The 20,807-nt window shown below is 70.0% G+C and carries 13 protein-coding genes; 3 read left to right on the top strand and 10 right to left on the bottom strand.

What is annotated here, in order from left to right; genetic code table 11:
- Nucleotides 1–13: 13 nt before the first annotated feature.
- Nucleotides 14–574 carry a TetR family transcriptional regulator gene (locus ACWEOZ_RS25965; protein WP_451913266.1) on the bottom strand — a complete coding sequence of 187 codons (561 nt, stop codon included), beginning with the start codon at nucleotides 572–574 and terminating at the stop codon, nucleotides 14–16.
- Nucleotides 575–677: 103 nt separating this feature from the next.
- Here ACWEOZ_RS25965 and ACWEOZ_RS25970 point away from each other — a divergent pair, with 103 nt between their 5' ends.
- Nucleotides 678–1,712, top strand: coding sequence for an NAD(P)-dependent alcohol dehydrogenase (locus tag ACWEOZ_RS25970; RefSeq protein WP_451913267.1), 1,035 nt, complete (start codon nucleotides 678–680; stop codon nucleotides 1,710–1,712).
- 60 nt (nucleotides 1,713–1,772) lie between these two features.
- Here the strand turns inward: ACWEOZ_RS25970 and ACWEOZ_RS25975 are convergent, their stop codons facing one another.
- The 7 genes from ACWEOZ_RS25975 to ACWEOZ_RS26005 all read right to left on the bottom strand — a co-directional run bounded on the left by ACWEOZ_RS25975 (nucleotide 1,773) and on the right by ACWEOZ_RS26005 (nucleotide 16,022).
- Nucleotides 1,773–5,891 (bottom strand): trypsin-like peptidase domain-containing protein, encoded by a 4,119-nt coding sequence (locus tag ACWEOZ_RS25975; protein ID WP_451913268.1) that lies wholly within the window; start codon nucleotides 5,889–5,891, stop codon nucleotides 1,773–1,775.
- Nucleotides 5,892–5,996: 105 nt separating this feature from the next.
- The gene (locus ACWEOZ_RS25980) at nucleotides 5,997–8,849 is read right to left on the bottom strand and encodes a glycosyl hydrolase family 95 catalytic domain-containing protein (RefSeq protein ID WP_451913269.1); all 2,853 of its coding nucleotides are present in this window, start codon (nucleotides 8,847–8,849) and stop codon (nucleotides 5,997–5,999) included.
- Between the two features lie 20 nt (nucleotides 8,850–8,869).
- Nucleotides 8,870–10,564, bottom strand: a complete 1,695-nt coding sequence (locus ACWEOZ_RS25985; protein WP_451913270.1) for a ThuA domain-containing protein — start codon at nucleotides 10,562–10,564, stop codon at nucleotides 8,870–8,872.
- A gap of 26 nt (nucleotides 10,565–10,590) precedes the next feature.
- Nucleotides 10,591–13,407, bottom strand: coding sequence for a PQQ-dependent sugar dehydrogenase (locus tag ACWEOZ_RS25990; protein WP_451913271.1), 2,817 nt, complete (start codon nucleotides 13,405–13,407; stop codon nucleotides 10,591–10,593).
- A 292-nt stretch (nucleotides 13,408–13,699) separates the two neighbouring features.
- The gene (locus tag ACWEOZ_RS25995; protein WP_451913272.1) at nucleotides 13,700–14,452 is read right to left on the bottom strand and encodes a hypothetical protein; all 753 of its coding nucleotides are present in this window, start codon (nucleotides 14,450–14,452) and stop codon (nucleotides 13,700–13,702) included.
- Between the two features lie 116 nt (nucleotides 14,453–14,568).
- The gene (locus ACWEOZ_RS26000; RefSeq protein ID WP_451913273.1) at nucleotides 14,569–15,108 is read right to left on the bottom strand and encodes a hypothetical protein; all 540 of its coding nucleotides are present in this window, start codon (nucleotides 15,106–15,108) and stop codon (nucleotides 14,569–14,571) included.
- A 239-nt stretch (nucleotides 15,109–15,347) separates the two neighbouring features.
- A complete protein-coding gene (locus ACWEOZ_RS26005) occupies nucleotides 15,348–16,022 on the bottom strand; it encodes a hypothetical protein (RefSeq protein ID WP_451913274.1) in 675 nt (224 codons plus the stop codon).
- Between the two features lie 155 nt (nucleotides 16,023–16,177).
- Here ACWEOZ_RS26005 and ACWEOZ_RS26010 point away from each other — a divergent pair, with 155 nt between their 5' ends.
- Nucleotides 16,178–16,462: a hypothetical protein gene (locus ACWEOZ_RS26010; RefSeq protein ID WP_451913275.1), complete on the top strand. Its 285-nt coding sequence runs from the start codon at nucleotides 16,178–16,180 to the stop codon at nucleotides 16,460–16,462.
- A gap of 146 nt (nucleotides 16,463–16,608) precedes the next feature.
- Here the strand turns inward: ACWEOZ_RS26010 and ACWEOZ_RS26015 are convergent, their stop codons facing one another.
- Both ACWEOZ_RS26015 and ACWEOZ_RS26020 read right to left on the bottom strand, forming a co-directional pair.
- Nucleotides 16,609–17,340 carry a hypothetical protein gene (locus ACWEOZ_RS26015; protein WP_451913276.1) on the bottom strand — a complete coding sequence of 244 codons (732 nt, stop codon included), beginning with the start codon at nucleotides 17,338–17,340 and terminating at the stop codon, nucleotides 16,609–16,611.
- A 61-nt stretch (nucleotides 17,341–17,401) separates the two neighbouring features.
- The gene (locus ACWEOZ_RS26020; RefSeq protein ID WP_451913277.1) at nucleotides 17,402–19,978 is read right to left on the bottom strand and encodes a tetratricopeptide repeat protein; all 2,577 of its coding nucleotides are present in this window, start codon (nucleotides 19,976–19,978) and stop codon (nucleotides 17,402–17,404) included.
- 215 nt (nucleotides 19,979–20,193) lie between these two features.
- On the opposite strand from ACWEOZ_RS26020, the gene ACWEOZ_RS26025 reads away from it, so the two are divergent.
- Complete coding sequence (locus ACWEOZ_RS26025) at nucleotides 20,194–20,739, top strand: fascin domain-containing protein (RefSeq protein WP_451913278.1); 546 nt, start codon at nucleotides 20,194–20,196, stop codon at nucleotides 20,737–20,739.
- The last annotated feature ends 68 nt before the right edge of the window (nucleotides 20,740–20,807 follow it).

Genomic DNA, 20,807 nt, shown 5'->3' on the forward strand with positions numbered 1-20,807 from the left:
CATGGCCGCCGGCTCAGCGCATGAAGGCGTCGTGGACGGCTGCGGCGAGACCGGCCCGTCGTCGGTCGTGGTCCTCCGCCGGGTCGGCCAGGGTCGCCGTATAGGTCAGGCTGCTCGGCGCCCAGGTCATGGCCATCGCGATCACCATGGAGTGGATGTCGGCCGCAGCGAGGTCCGGGCGGATCCGGCCGGCGCGCTGGCCGGCGGCGATGACGTCGAGCTTGGCGGTCTCGTCGGCCTGGGGGAACAACGGGCCGGCCGGGTGGCGCTCCAGCCGCGCCCACGTGGCCAGGCGGACCAGCTGGGGGTGCTCCAGGTAGGCGTCGTAGAGGCGGACCGCGTAGTCGGGCAGGTCATCGGTGAGCGGCGCCTTCTCCAGGATGTCGGTGACCTGGTCGTCGAGGACCGCGTCGAAGAGCTGCTCCTTGCCGGCGTAGTACGAGTAGACCTGGGCTTTGCTGACCTTGGCCTCGAGGGAGATGCGGTCGACTCGCGCCCCGGCTACGCCGTACCGGGCGAACTCGACGGCGCCGGCGTCCAGCAGACGCCGGCGGCTGGCCTGTGACCTGTCCACCGTCCCAGCCTAAACGAACTTGTTCGTTTGGCACACGACGATCCGTGCGCTGCGGTCGGCAAACGAACCAGTTCGTTTGCCAAGCACGGGAAGAAGTGACGACATGAGGGACACCACCGGATGGGCCGCTCTGGATCAGGGCGGTCCGCTGCGACCCTGGGCCTTCCAGCGCCGCGACCTGCGGGACGACGACGTCGCGGTCCGGATCGAGTACTGCGGGGTCTGCTCCAGCGACATCTCCGCCATCCGCCACAGCGGCGGCGCCCCCTTGGTGCCGGGTCATGAGATGACCGGCGAGATCGCCGCCGTCGGCCCGGCGGTCACCGGCTTCCGGATCGGCGACAAGGTCGCCGTCGGCAACATCATCGACTCCTGCGGCGCATGCCCGCCGTGCCGCGCCGGCCGGGAGAACTGGTGCGAGCGGTTCCCGACGCTCACCTACGGCAACGTCGACCCCAAGGACGGGATGCCGACCCGCGGCGGCTACTCCTCGGAGTACGTCCTGCCGGCCAAGTTCACTTACCACGTACCCGATGGGTTGGACCTCGCTGCCGTCGCGCCGCTGATGTGCGCGGGGGTCACCACCTACGTTCCGCTCAAGCGCTGGGGCGCGGGTCCCGGCACGCGAGTCGGCATCGTCGGGATGGGCGGGCTCGGTCACCTGGCCCTGAAGATCGCCCATCACCTCGGCGCCGAGGTCGTCCAGTTCACCCGCACCCCGGACAAGGCCGCCGAGGCCCGCGCCCTGGGCGCCGACGCCGTCGTGCTCTCCACCGACCAGCAGCAGATGGCGGCGCAGAAGGGCCGCTTCGACCTCATCCTCGACACCGTGGGCGCGCCGCACGCGGTCGAGCCCTACCTGGCCGCGCTGGCCATGGACGGCACCCTCTGCATCGTCGGCATCCCGGAGGCCGACCTCACCGTCAACCCGATGAGCCTGATCCAGGGCGCCAAGACCATCGCCGGCGCCGGCAGCGGAGGCACCCGCGAGACGCAGGAGATGCTCGACTTCTGCGCCCGCCACCACCTCACCGCCGACATCGAGACCCTGCCTCAGCTACAGGTCAACGAGGCACTCGAGCGGCTGGCCCGCAACGACGTCCGGTACCGCTTCGTCCTCGACATGACCACCGAGTAGCGCCGCGTCCCTGGACCGGCTACGTCATGCCGCGGACAATGCGCTGCTGAAGGGGCTGCGTCAGTACGCGCCGAGTCTCTGAAACGGCGCAAACTCCTCGCCTTCGCCGCCGACCCCCAGTACTAGCGAACCCGCAGTCAGGCCGACGAATAGCCCGTCGGAGACCTCCAGGCAGACCAGCGCCGGATGGTGCACCGGGATAGAGAGATGCAGGGACCGGATGCCGACGTCCCAGATCTTGATCGTCCGGTCCTGGCTACCGGACGCGAGCATACGGCGGCCGTCGACTGTCACCGGGCAGAGCGCGTTGATGCCGTCGGTGTGCCCGGTCATCACTGCCAGGCAGTCCCCGCCCGCCGGGTCCCAGAGCCGGACGGTCTGGTCCGCGCCTGCGGTGGCCAGCAGGGTACGGCCCTGGTGCGCCACCGTGGTCAGCGCGCTGATCGAGCGGCGATGCCCGACCAGTTTGTTGCGCGGACGCCCCTCGGGTCCCCAAAGCACAACCTCGTCGTCGTCGCCGGCGGTGGCCAGCAGCGACACACCGTCCACCACGAGGTGCCGGATAATGCGGACACCGTCGAGGTGCGCGCTAAGTTTTCGGTGCCCGAAGAAGTTCGGCATCCGGACCGAGTGCACGAATTTTGCGGTGTCCGCCCACAGGTACCGAATGGCACTGTGCCCCTTGCTGACGACGGCCAGTACCGGGCGCCCGCCACGGGCCTCGAACGAGCACATGGCACGAAGGCTGCCGTACTGAAAAGCCTGGTAGTGGAGTTGCCGGCCAGCGCCGGGATCCCAGATTTGCAGGGTGCCCTGATCGCTGGACGCCACCACGAGCTGCCGGGCCCGGTAGTCGACGGTGCAGATGTCCGCGAACGCGCCGGTCACGCCCTTGAGCTGGACCACCTCTGCGCCGGTCTCGACGTTCTGCAGGCGGATCACCCCTGTGGTGTTGTCCACCGTGGCGACCAGTTGCCGGGCGGAAGCGCGGACCATGCAGGCCCCGCTGACCCGAGTGCCGCGGTGGTGACCACCGGTGGCCGGCCCGGCGAGGCTGACGTCCCACTGGCGAGCCGTGCGGTCGAGGCTCGTGGTGGCGACGAACGCGCGCCCGTCCACAGTGATCGTGCAGATGGCTGTGACCGCATCAGTATGGCCGGACAAAACGCGCAGACAGCTGCCGTCTTCCGGGTCCCAGATGCGAACGTCGCCGTCGGCGGCCGCCGTCGCCAGGACCTCCTTGCCGTCGACTCGCAGCGCAACCATGCCGCGGATGCCGGCAGTGTGCCCGTCCAGCTCGTACGACTCCAGGCCGGTGGCCGCGTTCCAAACCTTGGCGGTGCGGTAGTTGGCCGTTGCCATACTCGCACGACCGCCGACGGTCACCGAGCACGCTGCCCGCACCGCAGCGATGTGCGGCGCAACCACCAGCATCTGCTGACCGGTAAGGGGGTCCCAGACTCGAGCCTTGTAGTCGTCCCCGGCGGACAGCAGCAATTCTCGGCCGCGGCGCCGAATCACGGTGACGCAGCGCACCGGGCCATCGTGGCCCGCGATGGTACGCAAGCGCCGGTTAGCGAGGCTCCACATCCGGATGACGCCATCGTCACCGCCGGAAACCAACGTGGACTGTCCCTCGACGTTCACAGTGCACAACGATCGGACGATCGCCGGGCTCTCGGGCAACGCACCGATGAAGCGCCGAGCGACCGGATCGATGAACGAGATCCTCCGACTGCGCCCGGCCACGGCCGCCACCACTCGACCCCCCAGCACGACCGGGCAGACCGCGAGTTGCGGTTCTGTCTGCGTCTGCGGTATCGGCACTTCCCAGTGCCGGCCTGACGCCGGGTTCCAGAACCGGACCGACCGGAAATCCCCGACTGTGGCCAGGTGCGGCTGACCGGCCACCGTGATCTCGCAGATCCCTCGGACGGCGCCTGCGTGTCCTTCCAGGACGGCGCGTTCGGCGCGGCCAGTGACCGTCGCCCAGCGAGCCTGATAAGGCAGCCCAGCCCAGCTCGAGAAGGTGTCGCCGAGTTGTTCGAGTGACTCGGTCACGCCGAACAACGCAGCCCGCTCTCGTGCTCCGGCCGCGATGGCGTGCGGGGTCAGTCGCAACAGCCGGGCCCGGGCGTACCCTGCGGCGGTGCGAGCCTGGTCGGCCAGCTGGGTGAGCCGGGGCAGGTCGGCGTACAGCAGAAACGTGTCGTCGGTCAGCAACGTGTCGATGATCCCAGCACGGCCCGCGTAGGTTGGCAGCACCCGCAGCAGGTACGGGTCGACACGCTCCCAGCCGAGAGTGCGGCCGTCCTGGATCAGCCGCAGCGCCAGCGCCCGTTCGTCGTCGCGGCGCAACCCGTCGTGCGTACGCCGTGCCAGCAACGAATCGTTGAGCGCCTGATGAAACAGGCGGTACCGCGGCGTACCGGCGTCGTTGCTGGATTCTACGAGGAAGTTCGCAGCCGAGGACCCGGCGAACCGGACCAACTCGTCTCGGCCCACGGCGACGTTCAACGCCTCGAGCGCCACCCGCCACAGGTCGACGGACAATCCGGGAGCCTGGGCGTACGCCAGCGCGGTCAGGACCACGGTCGCGGGCACCTGGTCGAGCGGAGGCAGCCGGATCAGGTAGTCCTCGAGCGCGGCGTCCACCGTCGCGGTGAAATCCAGGCCGGCCGGGTCGACGGGCTCCGTGTCGTACAGGCCGTGAGACCGGGCGATCAGACCGGCGATAAGAAAGTTGCGATCGGCCATCGAGGCGATCTGCCGGGCCACTGGAACGGCCACCTCGGGGTCCGCGTACGGATTATCGCTGCGTTCGTCGCCGGTCAGCGCGAGGGTCGCGTGCGCGTACTCGATGAGGTCCTCCTCGGCGAAGTAGCGTTCTTCGTCGAGGTTGACCAGCTCAGCGTTTGCCCCCAACAAAGTCAGCAACGGCCCGCCATCGTCGGTAAGCCGGCTGCCCACCACGACTTGCGCACCGAGCCGGGCACAGGTGCGGGCGATCGGCAGCAGCAGCACATTCATGATCAAGCGGGCCTGCCGGGGACTGCTTGCCTCATCCAGGGCGTCGATGACGAGATTGAACCGGCGCCGACCACCCTCCTGGTTCAACTTCTGATGCAGCGCGGGGACCAGCTCGTCGACGGTGCGCGGAACCCGGATAGATGCGGCCTTGGCAATCTCGGTGGCCACGTCGAGCGCGGTTTTGCCCTTGGCATGTACGGCGCAGGCGATCGAGCCGAGGGGCGCCCGCACGTTGCGGTCGGTGGCTGGCAGCGCCGCCCGCATCCCCTTGTCGGCGGTGGTCACCACCCGGCCCAACACCGCGGACTTGCCAACGCCCGGTGAACCGGTGACCACCAACACCCGGGCGTCCGGCCGGGCGCGGCCGAGCCATCCGACGATCGTGGTCAGCGCCGCAGTCCGGCCGCGGAACCGGTAGCCGCCCTCTGTGTCGATGGATACGCCACGTGCCCGCGGGCGCCAATGACGGACCGCCTCGACGTCGTGGCTCAGCGACCAGCCCCAGGCCTTGAGAGCAGTTTCCCCAGCGGCCATGATCGACCAGGCCGAGAGCTCGTGCAGCTTCTCGTCGGGCAGTTCGGCGGCGGCCCGGTGCAACGTCACGGCGAGCGCGTCGCCGGGGTGGTCGCCGCCCAGGCGGGCTTGTCCAACCAGCCCGACGACTGCGCCGAAGGCCGCCGACCACAGTCCGGCGCCGCTGAAGCCCGGCTTCACCACGTATCGCGACTGGGTGTCCAGGCGGACCCATCCATACGCCAGCGGCGCGCCGATCACGCCGTACGCGTCCGTACCCAACTCGGAATCCTGGGTGAACCCGAACGCCCACCAGCGTTCGCCGGCCAGCGAATCCGGCGTGGGTGACCGTAGCGGCGCCGGCACCGCCTCGGGCGGAGCCAGGTCGGCCAGTTCCAGGACGGCGACGTCGCCCTCGCGCCCGGGCCGGAATCCGGCGACAGCCGTCATCGCTGTCCGCGGCAACCCCGATTTCGGATAGGCCACGGTGAACGGCTGCCGCCTGTCCTGGAGGACGTGCAGGCAGGTAAGAACGCGACGCCGGTCGATGAGCACCCCGGATCCGACCGGAAACCGGGAGCCGCTGGCGTAAATCGCGACGGTCCAGGGATCGCGCCCCGGACCATCGGTCACCATCCATCGATGTTGTCATTACCGCGGAGACCCGTCCAGGCCGCCGCCACGTCATATCGACGTCACCCCGCAGGCGACGGCTCCCCCGCTGACTTCCGTGTGGGTGATTCAGGCTTGCTGGAGCTGGAACCGCTGATTGGTGCTTCCGGTGACCGTCCACTGGGAGATGCGGGCGCCGTCGGCGGTGGAGGCCTGGTAGACGTCCATGGCCAGGCCGGTCTGCCGGTTGACCAGGCTGCACACCTGGCCGCCCTGGTCCACCACCCGCCACTGCTGGGCCGCGGCGCCGGTGTCGGGCTGCTGGGTGATGTCGGCGCCGCCCGCGGTACCGGCGACCTGCAGGACCAGACCGCTGTGCCGGGCCCTGATGCGGTGGTAGCCGCCGTCGGAGGGCAGGAACTCGAACTGCTGGTTGAGTCCGCTGGTGAGCGGCCACTGGACCAGGGCGGCCCCGGCGGTCGTGGAGGCACCGCTGATGTCGGCGGCCTTGCCGCTGTGCTGGGCCACCAGCCGATAGTAGACGCCCTTTTGCACCGGCCCTGTCTGGAGCGCCGACGCCCGGTACGTGTGCCCGGCCTGACCGGTGAACTCGATGACGCCGGCCTCGGGCCGCGCCGGCTGGACCGCAGCGCCGCTGGTCTCGTCGCGCAGCTCCAGGTCGCCGGTCAGTGACTGGTTGCGCAACCGGACGGTGCCCGTACGGTCGGGGGTGACGACCAGTTCGACGCGGCCGCTGCTCCAGGTGGCACCGACGGTGTGTCCGCCGCGGGCGCGCAGACCGCTGACGCTGCCGCTCGGCCAGGTCGGCGGTAGTGCGGGCAGCACGTGCAGTTCGCCGTTGTGGCTCTGCAGCAGCATCTCGGCGATGCCCGAGGTGGCGCCGAAGTTGCCGTCGATCTGGAACGGCGGGTGCAGGTCGAACATGTTGGGCGCGAGCCGGTCCGTGCGTACGAGATCACGCAGGAGCTTGTGCGCGCGGGCCCCGTCCTCCAGCCGGGCCCAGTAGTTGATCTTCCAGGCGAGGGACCAGCCGGTGCCGTCGTCGCCGCGCAGTTCCAGCGTGCGGCGTGCGGCCGTGTGCAACGCCGGTGTTCCCCGCCGCGTGATCTGGTTGCTCGGGTGCAGCCCGTACAGGTGGGAGACGTGCCGGTGGTTGATCTCGGTCTCGACCCAGTCGGCCAGCCACTCCTGGATGTTGCCGCGCGAGCCGACCCGCATCGGCGCCAGCCGGTCCCGGGCCGCCAGGACCTGGGTGCGGAAGGCGGCGTCCACGCCCAGCGTCTCCGCGGCCCGGGCGCAGCCGGTGAACAGGTCGCGCAGGATCTGGTTGTCCATGGTGGGACCGGCGCACACGCTGGCGTTCGCGTGGTGCGGCAGTTCCGGTGAGTTCGACGGGTTGGTGACCAGGTGCCCGAGCGTCGGGTGGGTGACCAGGGTGTCGAGGAAGAACTGGGCGGCGCCCTTCATCGCCGGGAAGTTGGCGCGCAGGAAGTCGAGGTCGCCGGTGAACGCGTAGTGGTCCCAGATGAGGGTGGCCAGCCATGCGCCGCCGGTCTGCCACATGCCCCACAGTGCACCGTCGACCACCGACGAGCCCCGCCACGCGTCGGTGTTGTGGTGGGTGACCCAGCCGCCCGCGCCGTACTGGGCCTGGGCCGTGCGGGCGCCGGTCACGGTCAAATCCTTGATCATGGCGAAGACCGGCTGGAAGCACTCGGCCAGGTTGGTCGTGTCAGCCGGCCAGTAGTTCATCGGCAGGTTCGCGTTGATGGTGTACTTCGAGTCCCAGGACGGCGCCATCTCCTCGTTCCAGAGGCCCTGGAGATTGGCCGGCTGGGTGCCGGGCCGCGAGGACGAGATGAGCAGATACCGGCCGTACTGGAACAGCAGCGCGGACAGCTGCGGGTCGTTGGTGGAGGCGTGCTGGGCTATCCGTACGTCGGTGGTCTGATCGGCCGCGGCGGTGCGGCCCAGATCGAGCGTCACCCGGTTGAACAGCGCCTGATAGTCGGCCAGGTGCCGGGCGCGCAGCTGCTCGTAGCCCACCGTGCCGGCGGCACCCAGCCGGGTCCGGGCGATGTTCTGGTAGTCGCCGTTGACGGTACGGAAGTCGACGTAGCTGGTGCCGATCGACACGAGCAGGGTGACGGAGGTGGCGCCGGAGACCCGCAGCGTGCCACCGGAGCTGCTGACCGTACCGCCGGTGACCGTGGCCCTGGTCAGGGCCAGGAACCGCACCGAGCCGGTGATGCCCTCCATGCTGCCGGAGATGCCGTCGAGGCCGATCGTGGCGCCGTCCGGGCTGGACACGGTGGTCCGTTGCGGGCTGTCGAAGGTGGCGGTGAAGCTCAGCGCGCCGGCGCGGTCGGCGGTCAGCCGGACCACGATCACCTGGTCGGCCGCGCTGGCGAACACCTCCCGCTGGAACCGCACGCCGTTGAGCACGTACGTCGTGGTGACGGTCGCCGTGGTCAGGTCGAGGGTGCGGCGGTACTGCGAGGCACCGGCGGCGCTGCCGAACGCCAGCCGCAGGTTGCCGACCGGCTGGTAGGCCAGCTGCCCGGCCGGGCTGCCGAGCATCGTCTGGTTGATCAGGTCCTGGGCCTGGGTCCACTGGTCGGCGAACACCCGCCGCCGGATCTCGGCCAGGTTGGCGGCACCGCGAGGATTGGCGGAGTCGTACGGGCCCCCGGCCCACACCGTGTCCTCGTTGAGCTGCAACCGATCCGTGTCGACGTTGCCGAACACCATCGCGCCGAGCCGCCCGTTGCCGACCGGCAACGCCCGCAGCCACTCGGTGCCGGCCGGTTCGTCGTACCAGAGCGCGAGGTCACCCGCGGCCAGCACCTGCGGTGGCGCCGTCGCTCCGGCCCGGGCCGCGGCCGTCCACCCCGGCAGCAGCGCGGCCCCGGCGCCGGCCGCCCCGGCGGCGAGAAGTTTCCTTCGTGTCACTTCGGACATGGTGCTTCTCCAAGCGGTCGCTACGGGAGGGTCCAGCGTTGGTTGGTGCCGCCGTGGCAGGTCCAGACGATCAGTTGGGTGCCGTCGGCGGAGCTGCCGCCGTTGGCGTCCAGGCACCGGCCGGACGCGGCGTTGACCAGCGAGCCGTTGGCTCCCGCGGTCCAGTTCTGCCCGCCGGCGCCGGTGCAGGTCGACAGCTGCACCGGGCTGCCGTTGGCCGTGCCGGCCACGGTCAGGCACTTGCCGAGGGAGCGCAAGGTGCTGCCGGTGACCGTCCACTGCTGGTTGGCGCCGCCGTGGCAGGTCCACAGCTGGACCTTCGTGCCGTCGGCGGAGCCGGACCCGCTGACGTCGGCGCACTTGCCGGCGACACCGGTGATCGGGCCGACCCGGGGCGTCGTGCCACCGAGCTCCTTGATCCGGATGTTGCGGAACGACACGTCGTCACCGGTGCCGTTGTTCTGGATGCCGACGTGGCCGGAGCTCAGCGATCGCAGCGGGTCCGTGTTGACGAAATCGTTGATCTTGACGCCGTTCAGGAGGACCTGCAGATGCTCGCCCTCCACCAGCAGCTCGTAGGTGTTCCATTCGCCCGGTGGGTTGAGCGCGCTGTCGCGGGCGGCGAGGTCCGCCGACTGGAATCCGTACACCGATCCGGTGGTCCGGTCCGGGGTGTCGGTGGCGTCGATCTGCACCTCGTAGCCATTGGCCAGGGCCGCGTTCGGGTCGTTGCCCGCCGGGAAGCCGATCAGCACCCCGGAGTTGTCGTCACCGGGCATCATCCAGTCCAGCTTCAGCGAGTAGGAGCCGAACTCCTTGGTGCTGTACCAGAGCATGCCCGGCCCGCCGGAGGACGTCAGGGTGCCGTTGCTGTTGCTGAAGCTGCCCGGCCCGGCCTGGGACCAGCCCGTGGTGGCGCCGTTGTAGAGGGTGGTGTAGCCGGTTTCCGGGCGACAGTCGGCCTTGGTGCGGTTGGCCGCGTACCGGATGCCGCCCAGCAGCAGCGACCGGAAGCCGGCCTCGGCATAGCTGGCCTGGGTGTGGCCGGCTCCGGTGTAGAAGGATCGGCCGCCCTGCAGAGTCTTGCACCAGGTGTGCGGATGGTCGGCGCCCATCGTGCCGCCGGAGTAGCTCGACTCGTCCAGGGTCGACAGCACCCGCGCCGACGAGCGCGGGTTGGTGCGGAAGTTGTACCACTCGTCGGTGCGGGTCTGGGCCGGGCTCAGCCCCGCCGTCGCCGCGTGCGCCCGGTTCTCCGTCCGGACGGTGGCCTGCTGGATCGCCGGGTGCGAGGCGAAGTACGCCCCGACCAGCTCGCCGTAGAACGGCCAGTCGTACTCGGTGTCCGCGGCGGCGTGCACGCCCACGTACCCGCCGCCGCCCCGGATGTAGTTCTCGAAGGCGGTCTGCTGGCTCGCGTTGAGCACGTCACCGGTGGTGTTGAGGAAGACCACCGCCTCGTACCGGGCCAGCTCGGTCGCGGTGAACTGGGCCGGGTCCTCCGTCGCGGTCACCGTGAAGCTGTTGGCCGCGCCCAGCTCCCGGATCAGCTGGATGCCGGCCGGGATGGCGTCGTGCCGGAAGCCGGCGGTCCTGGAGAACACCAGGACGTCGTAGGGCGCGTCCGCGGCGTGGGCCGGCGTGCCGCCGGTGCCCGCCAGGATCATCAACGTCGCCGCCGCGACGCCGAGCAGGCTGCGGATGGATGGGCGCATGGCGGTTCCTCTCGAGGCAGATCCGGTCATGGCAGGGTCCAGCGCTGGTTGGTGCCGCCGTGGCAAGTCCAGATGATCAACTGGGTGCCGTCCGCGGAGCTGCCGCCGTTGGCGTCCAGGCACTTGCCGGACCCGGCGTTGACCAGCGAGCCGTTGGCGCCCGCGGTCCAGTTCTGCCCGCCGGTGCCGGTGCAGGTCGACAGCTGCACCAGGCTGCCGTCGGCGGTGGCCCCACCGGCGACGCCCATGCACTTGCCGAGCGCCCGCAAGGTGGTGCCGGTACGGGTCCACTGCTGATTGGCGCCACCGTTGCAGGACCACAGCTGGATCTTCGTGCCGTCGGCGGTGCCGGCGCCGTTGACGTCGACGCACTTGCCGGCTGCCGCGGTGATCGGGCCGGCGCCGCTGCTCGGGGCCGTACCGAAGCTGAACGCGTCCACGTCGAACAGCGTGCCGCTGCCGCCCTGGAAGGTCAGATACAGCGTGGTGGTGCCGGCCGGAACCGCGGACAACGCGGTGGACACCTCGGTGAAGGTCTCCCAGCCACCCGTGACCGGAACGGTGACCGTGCCGAGCACGGTGCCGGTCGGTGAGCCGGTGCGCACTGCGAGCGTGCCGCCCGAGCCGGCCGAGGACACCCGCGCCGTGAACCTGTTCTCACCGGCCAGGGCGTAGCGCTGGAACGCGATCCAGTCGCCGTTGTTGATGTCGCCGACCGTCTGCCCGCCCTCGGCGGCCGCCTTGCTGTACACGGTGGTGCCGGACTGGGTGTTGCGGTGTTCGGCCTGACGGTGGCGGGGTTGCAGCACGTTCTGGGCGTGGGTGGTCAGCGCCGGCTGGCCGTTGGCGCCGTTGTCGGTGTACTCGGCGTCGAAGACCGCGAACAGGTTGGCCGCCGTGTCGTGCTCGCCGTCCACCGGGATCGGCAGCGTTCCCGAGCACCCGGTCCGCGAGCTGATCGCGTGGCCGTGGTCGTCGTGGCCGAGCAGGTAGGTCAGCTTCACCCGGTCGCAGTCGACCGTGCCGTCCTCCGGATCCGACACCGTGATCGTGTACGGCACGCTGTCACCGAAGGCGAACAGGGACCCGTCGACCGGCGTGCTCAGGGTCACGGTGGGAGCGGTGTTGCCGACGGTGATGGTCACCGTGGCGCTGCCCGTACGGCCGGCCGGATCGGTCACGGTGAGGGTGACCGCCCGCTGGCCGCTGTCGGTGAAGGTGTGGCTCGGATTGGCCTGCGTGGAGGTGCTGCCGTCGCCGAAGTTCCACGAGTAGCTCAGCGCCCCGCCCTCCGGGTCCGAGGAACCGGCGGCGGAGAAGTTGACCGTGAGCGGCGCGCCCCCGGAGGTGCGGTCGGCACCGGCCCGGGCGACCGGCGCCTGGTTGCCGGCCGGGTTGTACTCGATGCGGTACAGCGCGGAGCTGGCGTCCCCGCTGCCCCATCCGGTGCCGTAGTCCAGCACGTACAGGGCGCCGTCCGGGCCGAAGGCACTGTCCATGATCTGCGTGCCCCGCCACGGGAAGTCACTGATCTGCCCGGCCGAGCCGTCGGCGTTCACGTCGATGGTCTTGATCCAGCGCCGCCCGAACTCGGTGGCGAAATAGTGCCCGTCGAGAGCGGCGGGGAACTTCACCGAGGACGGGTTGGCCGCGTCGTAGCGGTACACCGCGCCACCCATCGGCGATTCGGACCCGCAGCCGAACGCGGCGAGTGAGCAGTTGTCGTACTTGATCCACGCGGGCCGCGCGGGCGGCAGGTTCGTCAGCCCGGTGTTGCGCGGCGAGTTGTTGACCGGCGCGGCGCAGTTGAACCGGTTCCCCGACGGCCCGGACGGGAACACGTAGTCCACGTACGTCTCCGCGGTGGTGTTCGAACCGGTGCAGTACGGCCAGCCGTAGTTGCCGGCCGACGTGATCCGGTTGAACTCGACCTGGCCCGCGGGTCCGCGCGTCGCGGTGGTGGTGCCGGCGTCAGGCCCGTAGTCGGCGACGTACAGGACGCCGGTCGGCTTGTCGACGCTGAGCCGGAACGGGTTGCGCAGGCCCATCGCGTAGATCTCCGGCCGGGTGCCGGCGGTGCCGGGCGGGAACAGGTTGCCCGACGGGATCGCGTACGTGCCATTGGGGTTGACCTTGATCCGCAGCACCTTGCCGCGCAGGTCGTTGGTGTTGCCGGCAGTGCGCTGGGCGTCGTAGACCGGATTGCGGTTGCTGCGCTCGTCGATGGGCGTGTAACCGCCCGAGTCGAACGGGTTGGAGTCGTCGCCGGTGGACAGATACAGGTTGCCGGCCGCGTCGAAGTCGATGTCGCCGCCGACGTGGCAGCACATCCCGCGGTTGGTGGCCGCCTCCAGGACGGTCACCTGGCTGGACATGTTGAGCGTGAAGTCGGCGTTGAGGGTGAACCGGGCCAGGCGGTTCACGCCGTTCCAGGCTGAGAAGTCCGTCCCGGTGGCGGGCGCGTCCCCGCCCGGAGTGGACAGCGGCGGGGCGTAGTAGAGGTAGATGAACCGGTTGGTGGAGAAGCCCGGATCCACCCCCACGCCCTGCAGTCCCTCCTCGTCGTGGGTGTAGACCGGCAGGGTCCCGATCACGCTGGTGACCCCGGCGGCGGTGGTCCGGCGCAGCACCCCGTTGCGGGCGGTGTGCAGCACCGAGCGGTCCGGCAGCACCGCCATCGACATCGGCTCGCCCAGCTCGGCGACTCCCCGGGCCAGCTCCACCTGCTGGAAGTCGGCCGCGGTGACCGGATGCGCGGCAGCCGGTGAGGCGGGGACGGCGATGGTCGCCGCGGTGCCGGCGGCCAGGAGGAATGCGACCGCCGTGGCGGTCAACGCGCGCATTGTCATAGGGCGGTCGCCTTCTGAGTGGGCAGCTTCGAGGACGGGATGCGGGTCGGAAGCTCGTCCGGCGGGGTGGTGGGAGTCCCGCGCTGCTCGTTGCCGGCATCGACGTAAGACGTCATACGTTATAACTGCCGATTGGCGTCGGTCAATGCATTGTCGTACGGATGCCCGGGGATCAATTTCCGTGCTCACCACTCGGCGATGACAATGCGCACCAGGAAAAAAGATGCTCAGAAAAGTGTTACGGCAGGTCTGGTGCATTGCCGAAAATCGGCGTTGCGGTCGCGGGCTACCAGAGTGTGGGCTGGTCCGGGTTGTTCCTCGTCCAGGACAGTGATGCCGGCCAGATGTCGAGCGGAGCGCGATCCGGGTCCTGCAGCCGCGTGTAGTACTCCAACGCAAGGGCAGGCAGTTCAGCGGCGGGGCGCTTCTGGTCGACGAGGTGGAACCACATGACGTTCTCGACCCAGTAGCGGAAGAGGAACTGCTCGAAGTCCGGCGCCATCCAGAACGTGGTTTCCCGGTACTCGGTCGGCGACCCCAACGACACCTCCGGGGAGTCCTCGCCCGGTTCCGGGGTGAACAGTTCACTGCTACCGACGACCGGGCAGGAGCCGTCCGCGGCAAGGTAGAGGTAGGTGTACGAGCATCCCTGGGAGTCGTGCATGAACCGCAACAGCCGACCGTGTTCTTCGAACGGGCTCGGCGCCGGATCCGACATCTCCCAGCCGTTACCGGTGCAGGACGGAACTCGCTGCTGCAGTGCGGCACTGGTCATGAAGGAGACGAAGGCGGAAGGCAGGTAGAGGCCCGAACGCGCCAACCGGTGCTCCACCTCACGCATGGCGAGCTTCGATTCCACCCCGGGCTCGGTGTAGCAGGCGTCCGGGCCGGCGGTGTCAGCGGTCAGCCAGCTGAAGTCACCAGTGAACAAGTGTTCCGGAAGCCGCGGCAGACGGCTGTACGTCTCGTTGTCGCAGACTCCGTGAGGCGTGAAGTCGTGGTCCCAAGCCGCCCACCATTGCCGATCCAAGCGCACCATCCGGCAGATGCTAGGGCCCCTGAGGCCGGCGAAAGATGTGGCTGCGCGCGCGCTCGGCGGCGTGTGGGTCAACTGCATCTTGGTCCTGGCGGTAGCAAAAGGCGGGAACGTCGCCGCTACTGCCACCACACCTTGAATCCGCCGATCTTCCCGAGGTCCACAGCTTGGCCCTCGGCGTGCAGAAGCGTCAGGAGCCTGTGGCCGCGCATCAAGTGCTCACGTGAAACTTGCGCGATCACGTCGATCGCACCGGCCGCCAGCCGGGCATCGGCTTCGAAGTACCGGTCGAAGTCCCGCAGGGCCAGGACCCACCCGGTCACCCCGTCGAAGTCGATGGAGCGGAGCGTGTCACAGAACGCATCGAGGTTCTTGGCCGACCATCCGCAGTAGCGCATCGAGACCTGGCTGAGCAAGTCCGTCAGGAACGGGGCCGGCTGATAGTGCGCATCAGCCGGCGCCGGATGCGACTCGGCGCCGACGGGTCGGGCCGATGACGCCCGACCTGACACCTCAGCGACACCATAACCTCGATCGCGCAGTTCACGGATAGCACTATCGAACGCCTTCGCCGACCGGAACGCGCCAACGCCACCGTCGTGGAACACCTCCCAATCGATGCGCCCTCGTTCCTCTTCTTCCTCCGTGAAGACCGCCATCCCCGTACTATCCACCACCCTCCAGCCAAGCCGTGTAGGGGCCCGCCGTCGTCGGCGCTCCATATTGAACACGTCCGTGTGCCCACGGCCGGCATCCCAATCAATGGCCGCGACCGCTGGTCGGAGGCGGTGTCCTGCCGACAGCAGAGGAGTGCATCGAATTCTCAGCGGCAGGTGAGGACGTCACGCTACGGTGCCGAACCGCTTTCTTCGCTGTCGTTGGGATGAGATCCGGGTCGCTACAAAAGGTCCAGCAGCGTTTCGATCCGCGCGGCCAGGACCCGATCCATGGTGCCTTCGACGCGCACGCTGACCACCGCCCTACCCGGTGGCTGCGCCAGCAGGATCAACAGCGGCGGCGTGCCTGTCAGCGGGTAGTCGAACCAGCCGTCGGCTGCCTCGTCATCGGTGCCGTCAAGCGCACCGGTGAGTGCCGCCTCGTCCAGATCGTCGTACGCGTAGCCGATGTAGGTGCTGATCTGCCGGAACAACCGCACGACGTGTTCCTCGTTCACCCATCCACTGACCTCCGCCACGCCGTCGAGAACTCCCCCGTCCTGCGGCCGCGGCCCGTACGACAGCAGTTCGTCCGACTGCGGGTCGTACGAGTCGAGTCCGAATGTGCCGGCCACGCAAGGGAGTGCGCTGGTATCTGCCCAGCCATAGGGCAGAGTCACTCCGACGAACCGATCGGCGAGGTCGGTGCGGCCCCATGGCTGCCGCGAGCCCAGATCGTGATGCCACGGAGCGATCCTGTCGGCAAGGTCAGGCCAACGTCGCAGCAGTTCAGCGCGAAAGGCCAACACTCTCTGATCCGGAAGGAGGCTGCCGGCCTCCTCATCCGCAAGCAGTGCAGCCAGCCCACGAGGATTGCTGGCCGCACCGGACGGCCAGAAGTACAGGTCGTAACTCACCCGCAGCAGGGTAACGACCCAGATGCCGGCACCCTGGTCCCCACAGTTCAAGACGCCGGCTACCCGATCACCGGCCCCCGAGTGCGACGGCCGTCGTCAGCCCGTGAGCACGCTCGGCGGCGAATGAGGATGCCGTCCGGCCGTATCCTTTCGCTGTGCCGAACCACTTCTATCGCCGCCGCTGGGACGAACCCCGCGGCGACGAGTTCGATGGCTGGGGCCACTCGCTGTGGCACTTCCAAACCGACGACGAAGGCTGGCCCGTCCGCCAAATCCAGCGGTACGACGTGGGCCGCGTGCTTCGGTACGGCCCAGGACACAGTGAGGACCGCTACGGAGGTCTCAGCGAAGCCAGCCTCTACGATTCGGACGAGGACTGGAGCACCTTCGAGATCACGGAGGCCGAGTTCGAGCGTGTCTGGCGCGCCCACGACGAGTGATGGCATGCCGCAAGCCACCACGGTGGCTAATAGGAAGTAACCGAACACGGCCCAACCGCCGACCGAGCACCCCGAACTCCGGCACGACCGGCCGTTGCCGGGCGTGGCTATGCCCGGCAATTCTCTTGCCCTCGTGGGGTGAGCGTTCAGCCGAAGTGGTCCGCGGCAGCCCGGAGCAGGTGCCAGCACAGCGCACTCAGCGTCCCGGTGACGATCATCGTGATGAACAAGATCGGCCAGGCATGCCAGAGGCGTTGGACCGTCGCCAGCCACACAAGGACCACGAGCGGGACGATGACCTGGATCATCTCCGCGGGACCGATACCGAAAGAGAAGGCGGCGTCCGGACCGCCGGCCGTCCACGGGAGCCAGGATGGTGTCGTAGTGACCTCTTGCCAGCCCTGTCCGGACAACAAACCATAGGCGGCGCCTGTGGCCAGCGCCGCTCTCGGCACAGGGGCGGTGCGTGTCAGCTGACCGAGCAGGCCGAGCACGGCTCCCGCGAGCACCGAGATCAGTAGCCATGCGGCGGTCGTGATCGCCAGCGAACGCAAGGCATACCCGTCCGCCGATGACCCGTCCGCCAGCCAGCCGCCGCTCCAGCGACGGCTGACTACAACAATCAGCAGGTAGTAGACGAGCGTGGCTGACACCAGCAGCACGGTCGCACTGGTCACCGCCCCGCGCCGGCTGGTGGCACTCCGACCGGCCAGCAACGCCGCAGAACCCCATGCCAGGCCACTGCTGACCACCGCGATCGCGACCCGCCCGGCAAGGCCATCGATGCCGTCGGCCGCGAATGCGAACACGCCGAGCCCGACCGCCGCCACCACGACGGCGGGCCAGCGTACGGGTTGGCGTGCAACGACGTTGACCATGCTCACCCCCGGGACCGGCCACGGTATCAAGACCACGGCTACTCGTCGCCGGAGGCAGCGCTTAACCTTGGCACGGTCCGGCCGCGTCCTCGAGATCAGCGGACAGGGCGGCCAACCGCTCACGGATCCGCTCCGCGGCGGGCATACCGAGCTCGGCGTAGAGCCGCAGCGCGCGTTCGAAGTGCGACCGGGCCGCGGCGGGCTCCGCCGATGCCCGGTGGGCCTCCCCCAGGCCGGCCTGAGCTCGCGCCTGCTGATCGCGGCTGCCGATGTCCGAGGCGATCGCGTCGGCCGCGGTGTGCTGGATGATCGCCTCGGCCGCCCGGCCGGCGGCCTGGGCCGCTTCGCCGAGACCGTTGAGCGCCCAGGCTTCGGCGTCGCGGTCGCCGCTCTCGCGTACGACGGCGAGCGTGTGACGGTGACACTCCGCTCCCCGGGCCGGCTCGCCGAGACGGGTGTACGCGATCCCGACGTCGTCCATCGCGGCCGCCTCGGCCCCGCGGTCGCCCAGCGTGCGGTATCCGGCGATCGCCTGCTCGCCGTACTCGACGGCTGAGCGGTAGCGGCCGAGCTGGGCTTCGACGTAGCCGAGGGTGGCCCGGGCGTCGGCCGCACCGACCGGATCACCGGCCCGCCCGCACAGCTCGAGGGCCTGCCCGAGGTACTCGGTGGCGGCGGCGTACCGGCCCTGGCGGGTCTCGACCACGCCGAGGTTGACCAGCGAGCGGGCCTCGCCGGCCGGGTCACCGACCCGCCGGAACAGCGCCAGCGCCTGTTCGTGATGGGCGGTGGCGGTCCCGAACCGGCCGAGCCGCTTCTCGATGTTGCCGAGGTTGCCGAGCACCCGCGCCTGGCCGGCCGGGTCGTCCGCGGTGCGGAACAGCTCCAGCGCCGACCGCAGGTGGTCCGTGGCCGCCTCGTACCGGCCGAGGCGCAGGTGGGCGGTGCCCAGGCCGAGGAAGGCGTGCCCCTCGCCGGCGGGGTCGCCCGTGTCTTGCGCGCGGTGCTGGGCCAGGGCGTGCAGGACCAGCGCGTCGTGCGGGTATCCGCCGTCGAGGTACCGGTACAGGATGGTCGACAGACCGATGAGGTGGGACGTCCCGGCGTGGACCGCCACGGCGACCAGGTTGGCTCGTTCGGCGTCGAGCCAGGCCCGGGCGGCGTCGGCCTCGCCGACCTCCGGAGACGGCGTGCCGGGCCGGGGCACGCGTGGTCGTTGGCCGGCCTCGGCCGGATACAGCGTGTCGACCGCCGCGGCGGCGGCGGCGAGGTAGTGCTCGGTCATGCGGGTCAGGGCCGCGTGCACAGCGCGGGGTGGGTCCTGGTCGCGGGCCCGGTCCGCGGCGTAGACCGCGATCAGGTCGTGGAACGTGTACCGCCCCGGTCCGGCCCGCTGGACGAGGTGGTGCCGGCAGAGATCGTCCAGGGCCGACCGGGCCGTGGCCACGTCGGTCGCGGCGAGAGCGGCGGCCGCGTACGGATCCAGGTCCTGACCGGGGTGCAGCGCCGCCAGCCGCAGCACACGCTGCTGGTACGGGGCCAGGTGCTCGTACGACCGGTCGAACGCGAGCCGCACGCCGGTGTCCAGGCGGCGGTCCCGGTGCCGCTCGTCGAGCCGGTCGGCGTGGTCGGTCAGGGTCCACCCGGGCGTTCCGCGGATGTGTCCGGCGAGCAGGCCGAGGGCGAGCGGCAGATAGCCGCAGCGCTGGGCGATCCGGGCCGTCGCGCCGCTGTCCGGGCCGACCGGGATGTCCGGCGCCGACCGGGTCAGGAACTGCTCGGCGTCCGCGGCGGAGAACACCTCCACCGTCAGCTGGATCGCCGGGTGGAGGTCGGCGACACTGCGCCGGCTGGTGACCAGCATGACGCAGCCGGGCGCGTCCGCCAGCAGCGGACGGAGCTGGTCGGCCGAGGCGGCGTTGTCGAGCACCACCAGGGTTCGCCGGCCGGCCAGCCGGGCCCGGAAGGCAGCCGTACGGGCGGCGAGCTCGAACGGGATCTCCTGGGCCGGCACCCCGAGCAGCCGCAGGAAGGCGTCGAGCACCGCGCCCGGGTCGGCCGGCGGCTGCGCCGGATCCGGGTGGAAGCCGCGCAGATTGACGAACAGGACCCGGTCGAAGGGTTCGTCGCGAACGAGGAGATGTCCGACGTGGACGGCCAGGCGGGTCTTGCCCACCCCGGCCATGCCGGCGATGGCGACCACCACGGCCGCATCGCCGCTGCGCCCGGCGGGCCGGAGCACGTGCCGCAGCCGCCCGACCTCGGCATCGCGCCCGGCGAAGCCGGCGAGGTCCGGCGGCAGCGTGTCCTGGACCCGGACCTGGGCCGAAGCCTGGGCCTCGCCGCCGATCACCCGCAGCGCCTGCCGCCACTGGGTCACGTATCCGACATCGGGGTGCAACGCCCGCACGACGGCGATCACCAGCTCGGTGTTCAGCCGTCGCCGGCCGGCCTTGAAACAGTCCGCGACGGTCGCCTTGCGGGCCAGCTCGCCGCCGGGCCGCCCGGCCGCCCGCCAGGCGTCGTTGATCCGGTCCTTGATCGTGTCGTAGGACGGGCTACCGGCCCAGACCTTCAGCTGACGCAACCCTTCGGCGATCTCGTCGAGGGTGCCGGCCCGGCCCGGGTCGGGAAGCACCACAAAAGCATGAGCCGCACGACTCGCTGTCACGACATCACCCAACACCGGCCCGGCCGCCCCGTCACCGCATCTGTCCGCAACCCGCGCGACCGCCGTACGGGATCGTCCGGGATTCCGTCCCCGGCGCCGTCTGCCCCGCACTCTCGGAACCGGGGCGGCGCATTGCCGGCCCACCGTCCCGGCGGCATCCGGGAAAAGGGGGACGAACAACAGTGAAGCTTCGCAGCAAGATCTCGGCCGTCGTGGTGACCGGTGCCCTGGCGGGCACCACAGCCGTGGCGGGAGCCGGTCCGGCCCAGGCGGCGCCGCCGCCGCCGAACGGCAGCATCTGTGCGATCCAGGTCGACAACGGCCGGTTCGTGACGGCGGTCGGTGGCGGCGGCCGGATCACGAGCGTGATGCGCACCGACGCCACCGTGATCGGCCCCAACGAGAAGTTCACCCTCGAGCCGGTCGGCGACGGGGTGCACGTCGACCTGAGGACCCGCTCCGCGAACTACGTGACCGCGGTGAACAGCGGCGGGCTCACCCACAACCAGGTGACCGACGTGCTGCACACCGACGCGACGAGGCTGGGCACCTGGGAGACGCTCGAGCTCGTCGGGCAGGGGGACGGAACGGTCGGCATCAAGCTCTTCGACCGTCACTTCCTGACGGCGGTCGACGGCGGTGGCCGGTCGACCGGCGCCTTCGACTCGAACCGGTCGGTGGTGAAGTCCTGGGAGAAGTTCCGGTTCATCTGTGGCCTGAGCTTCTGACGTGACATCAGGTGGGGTGGGAGCCGTGCGCGTCTCCCACCCCACCGTCGTGAGCGGATCAGCCACGG

Source organism: Actinoplanes sp. NPDC004185 (assembly GCF_053603475.1).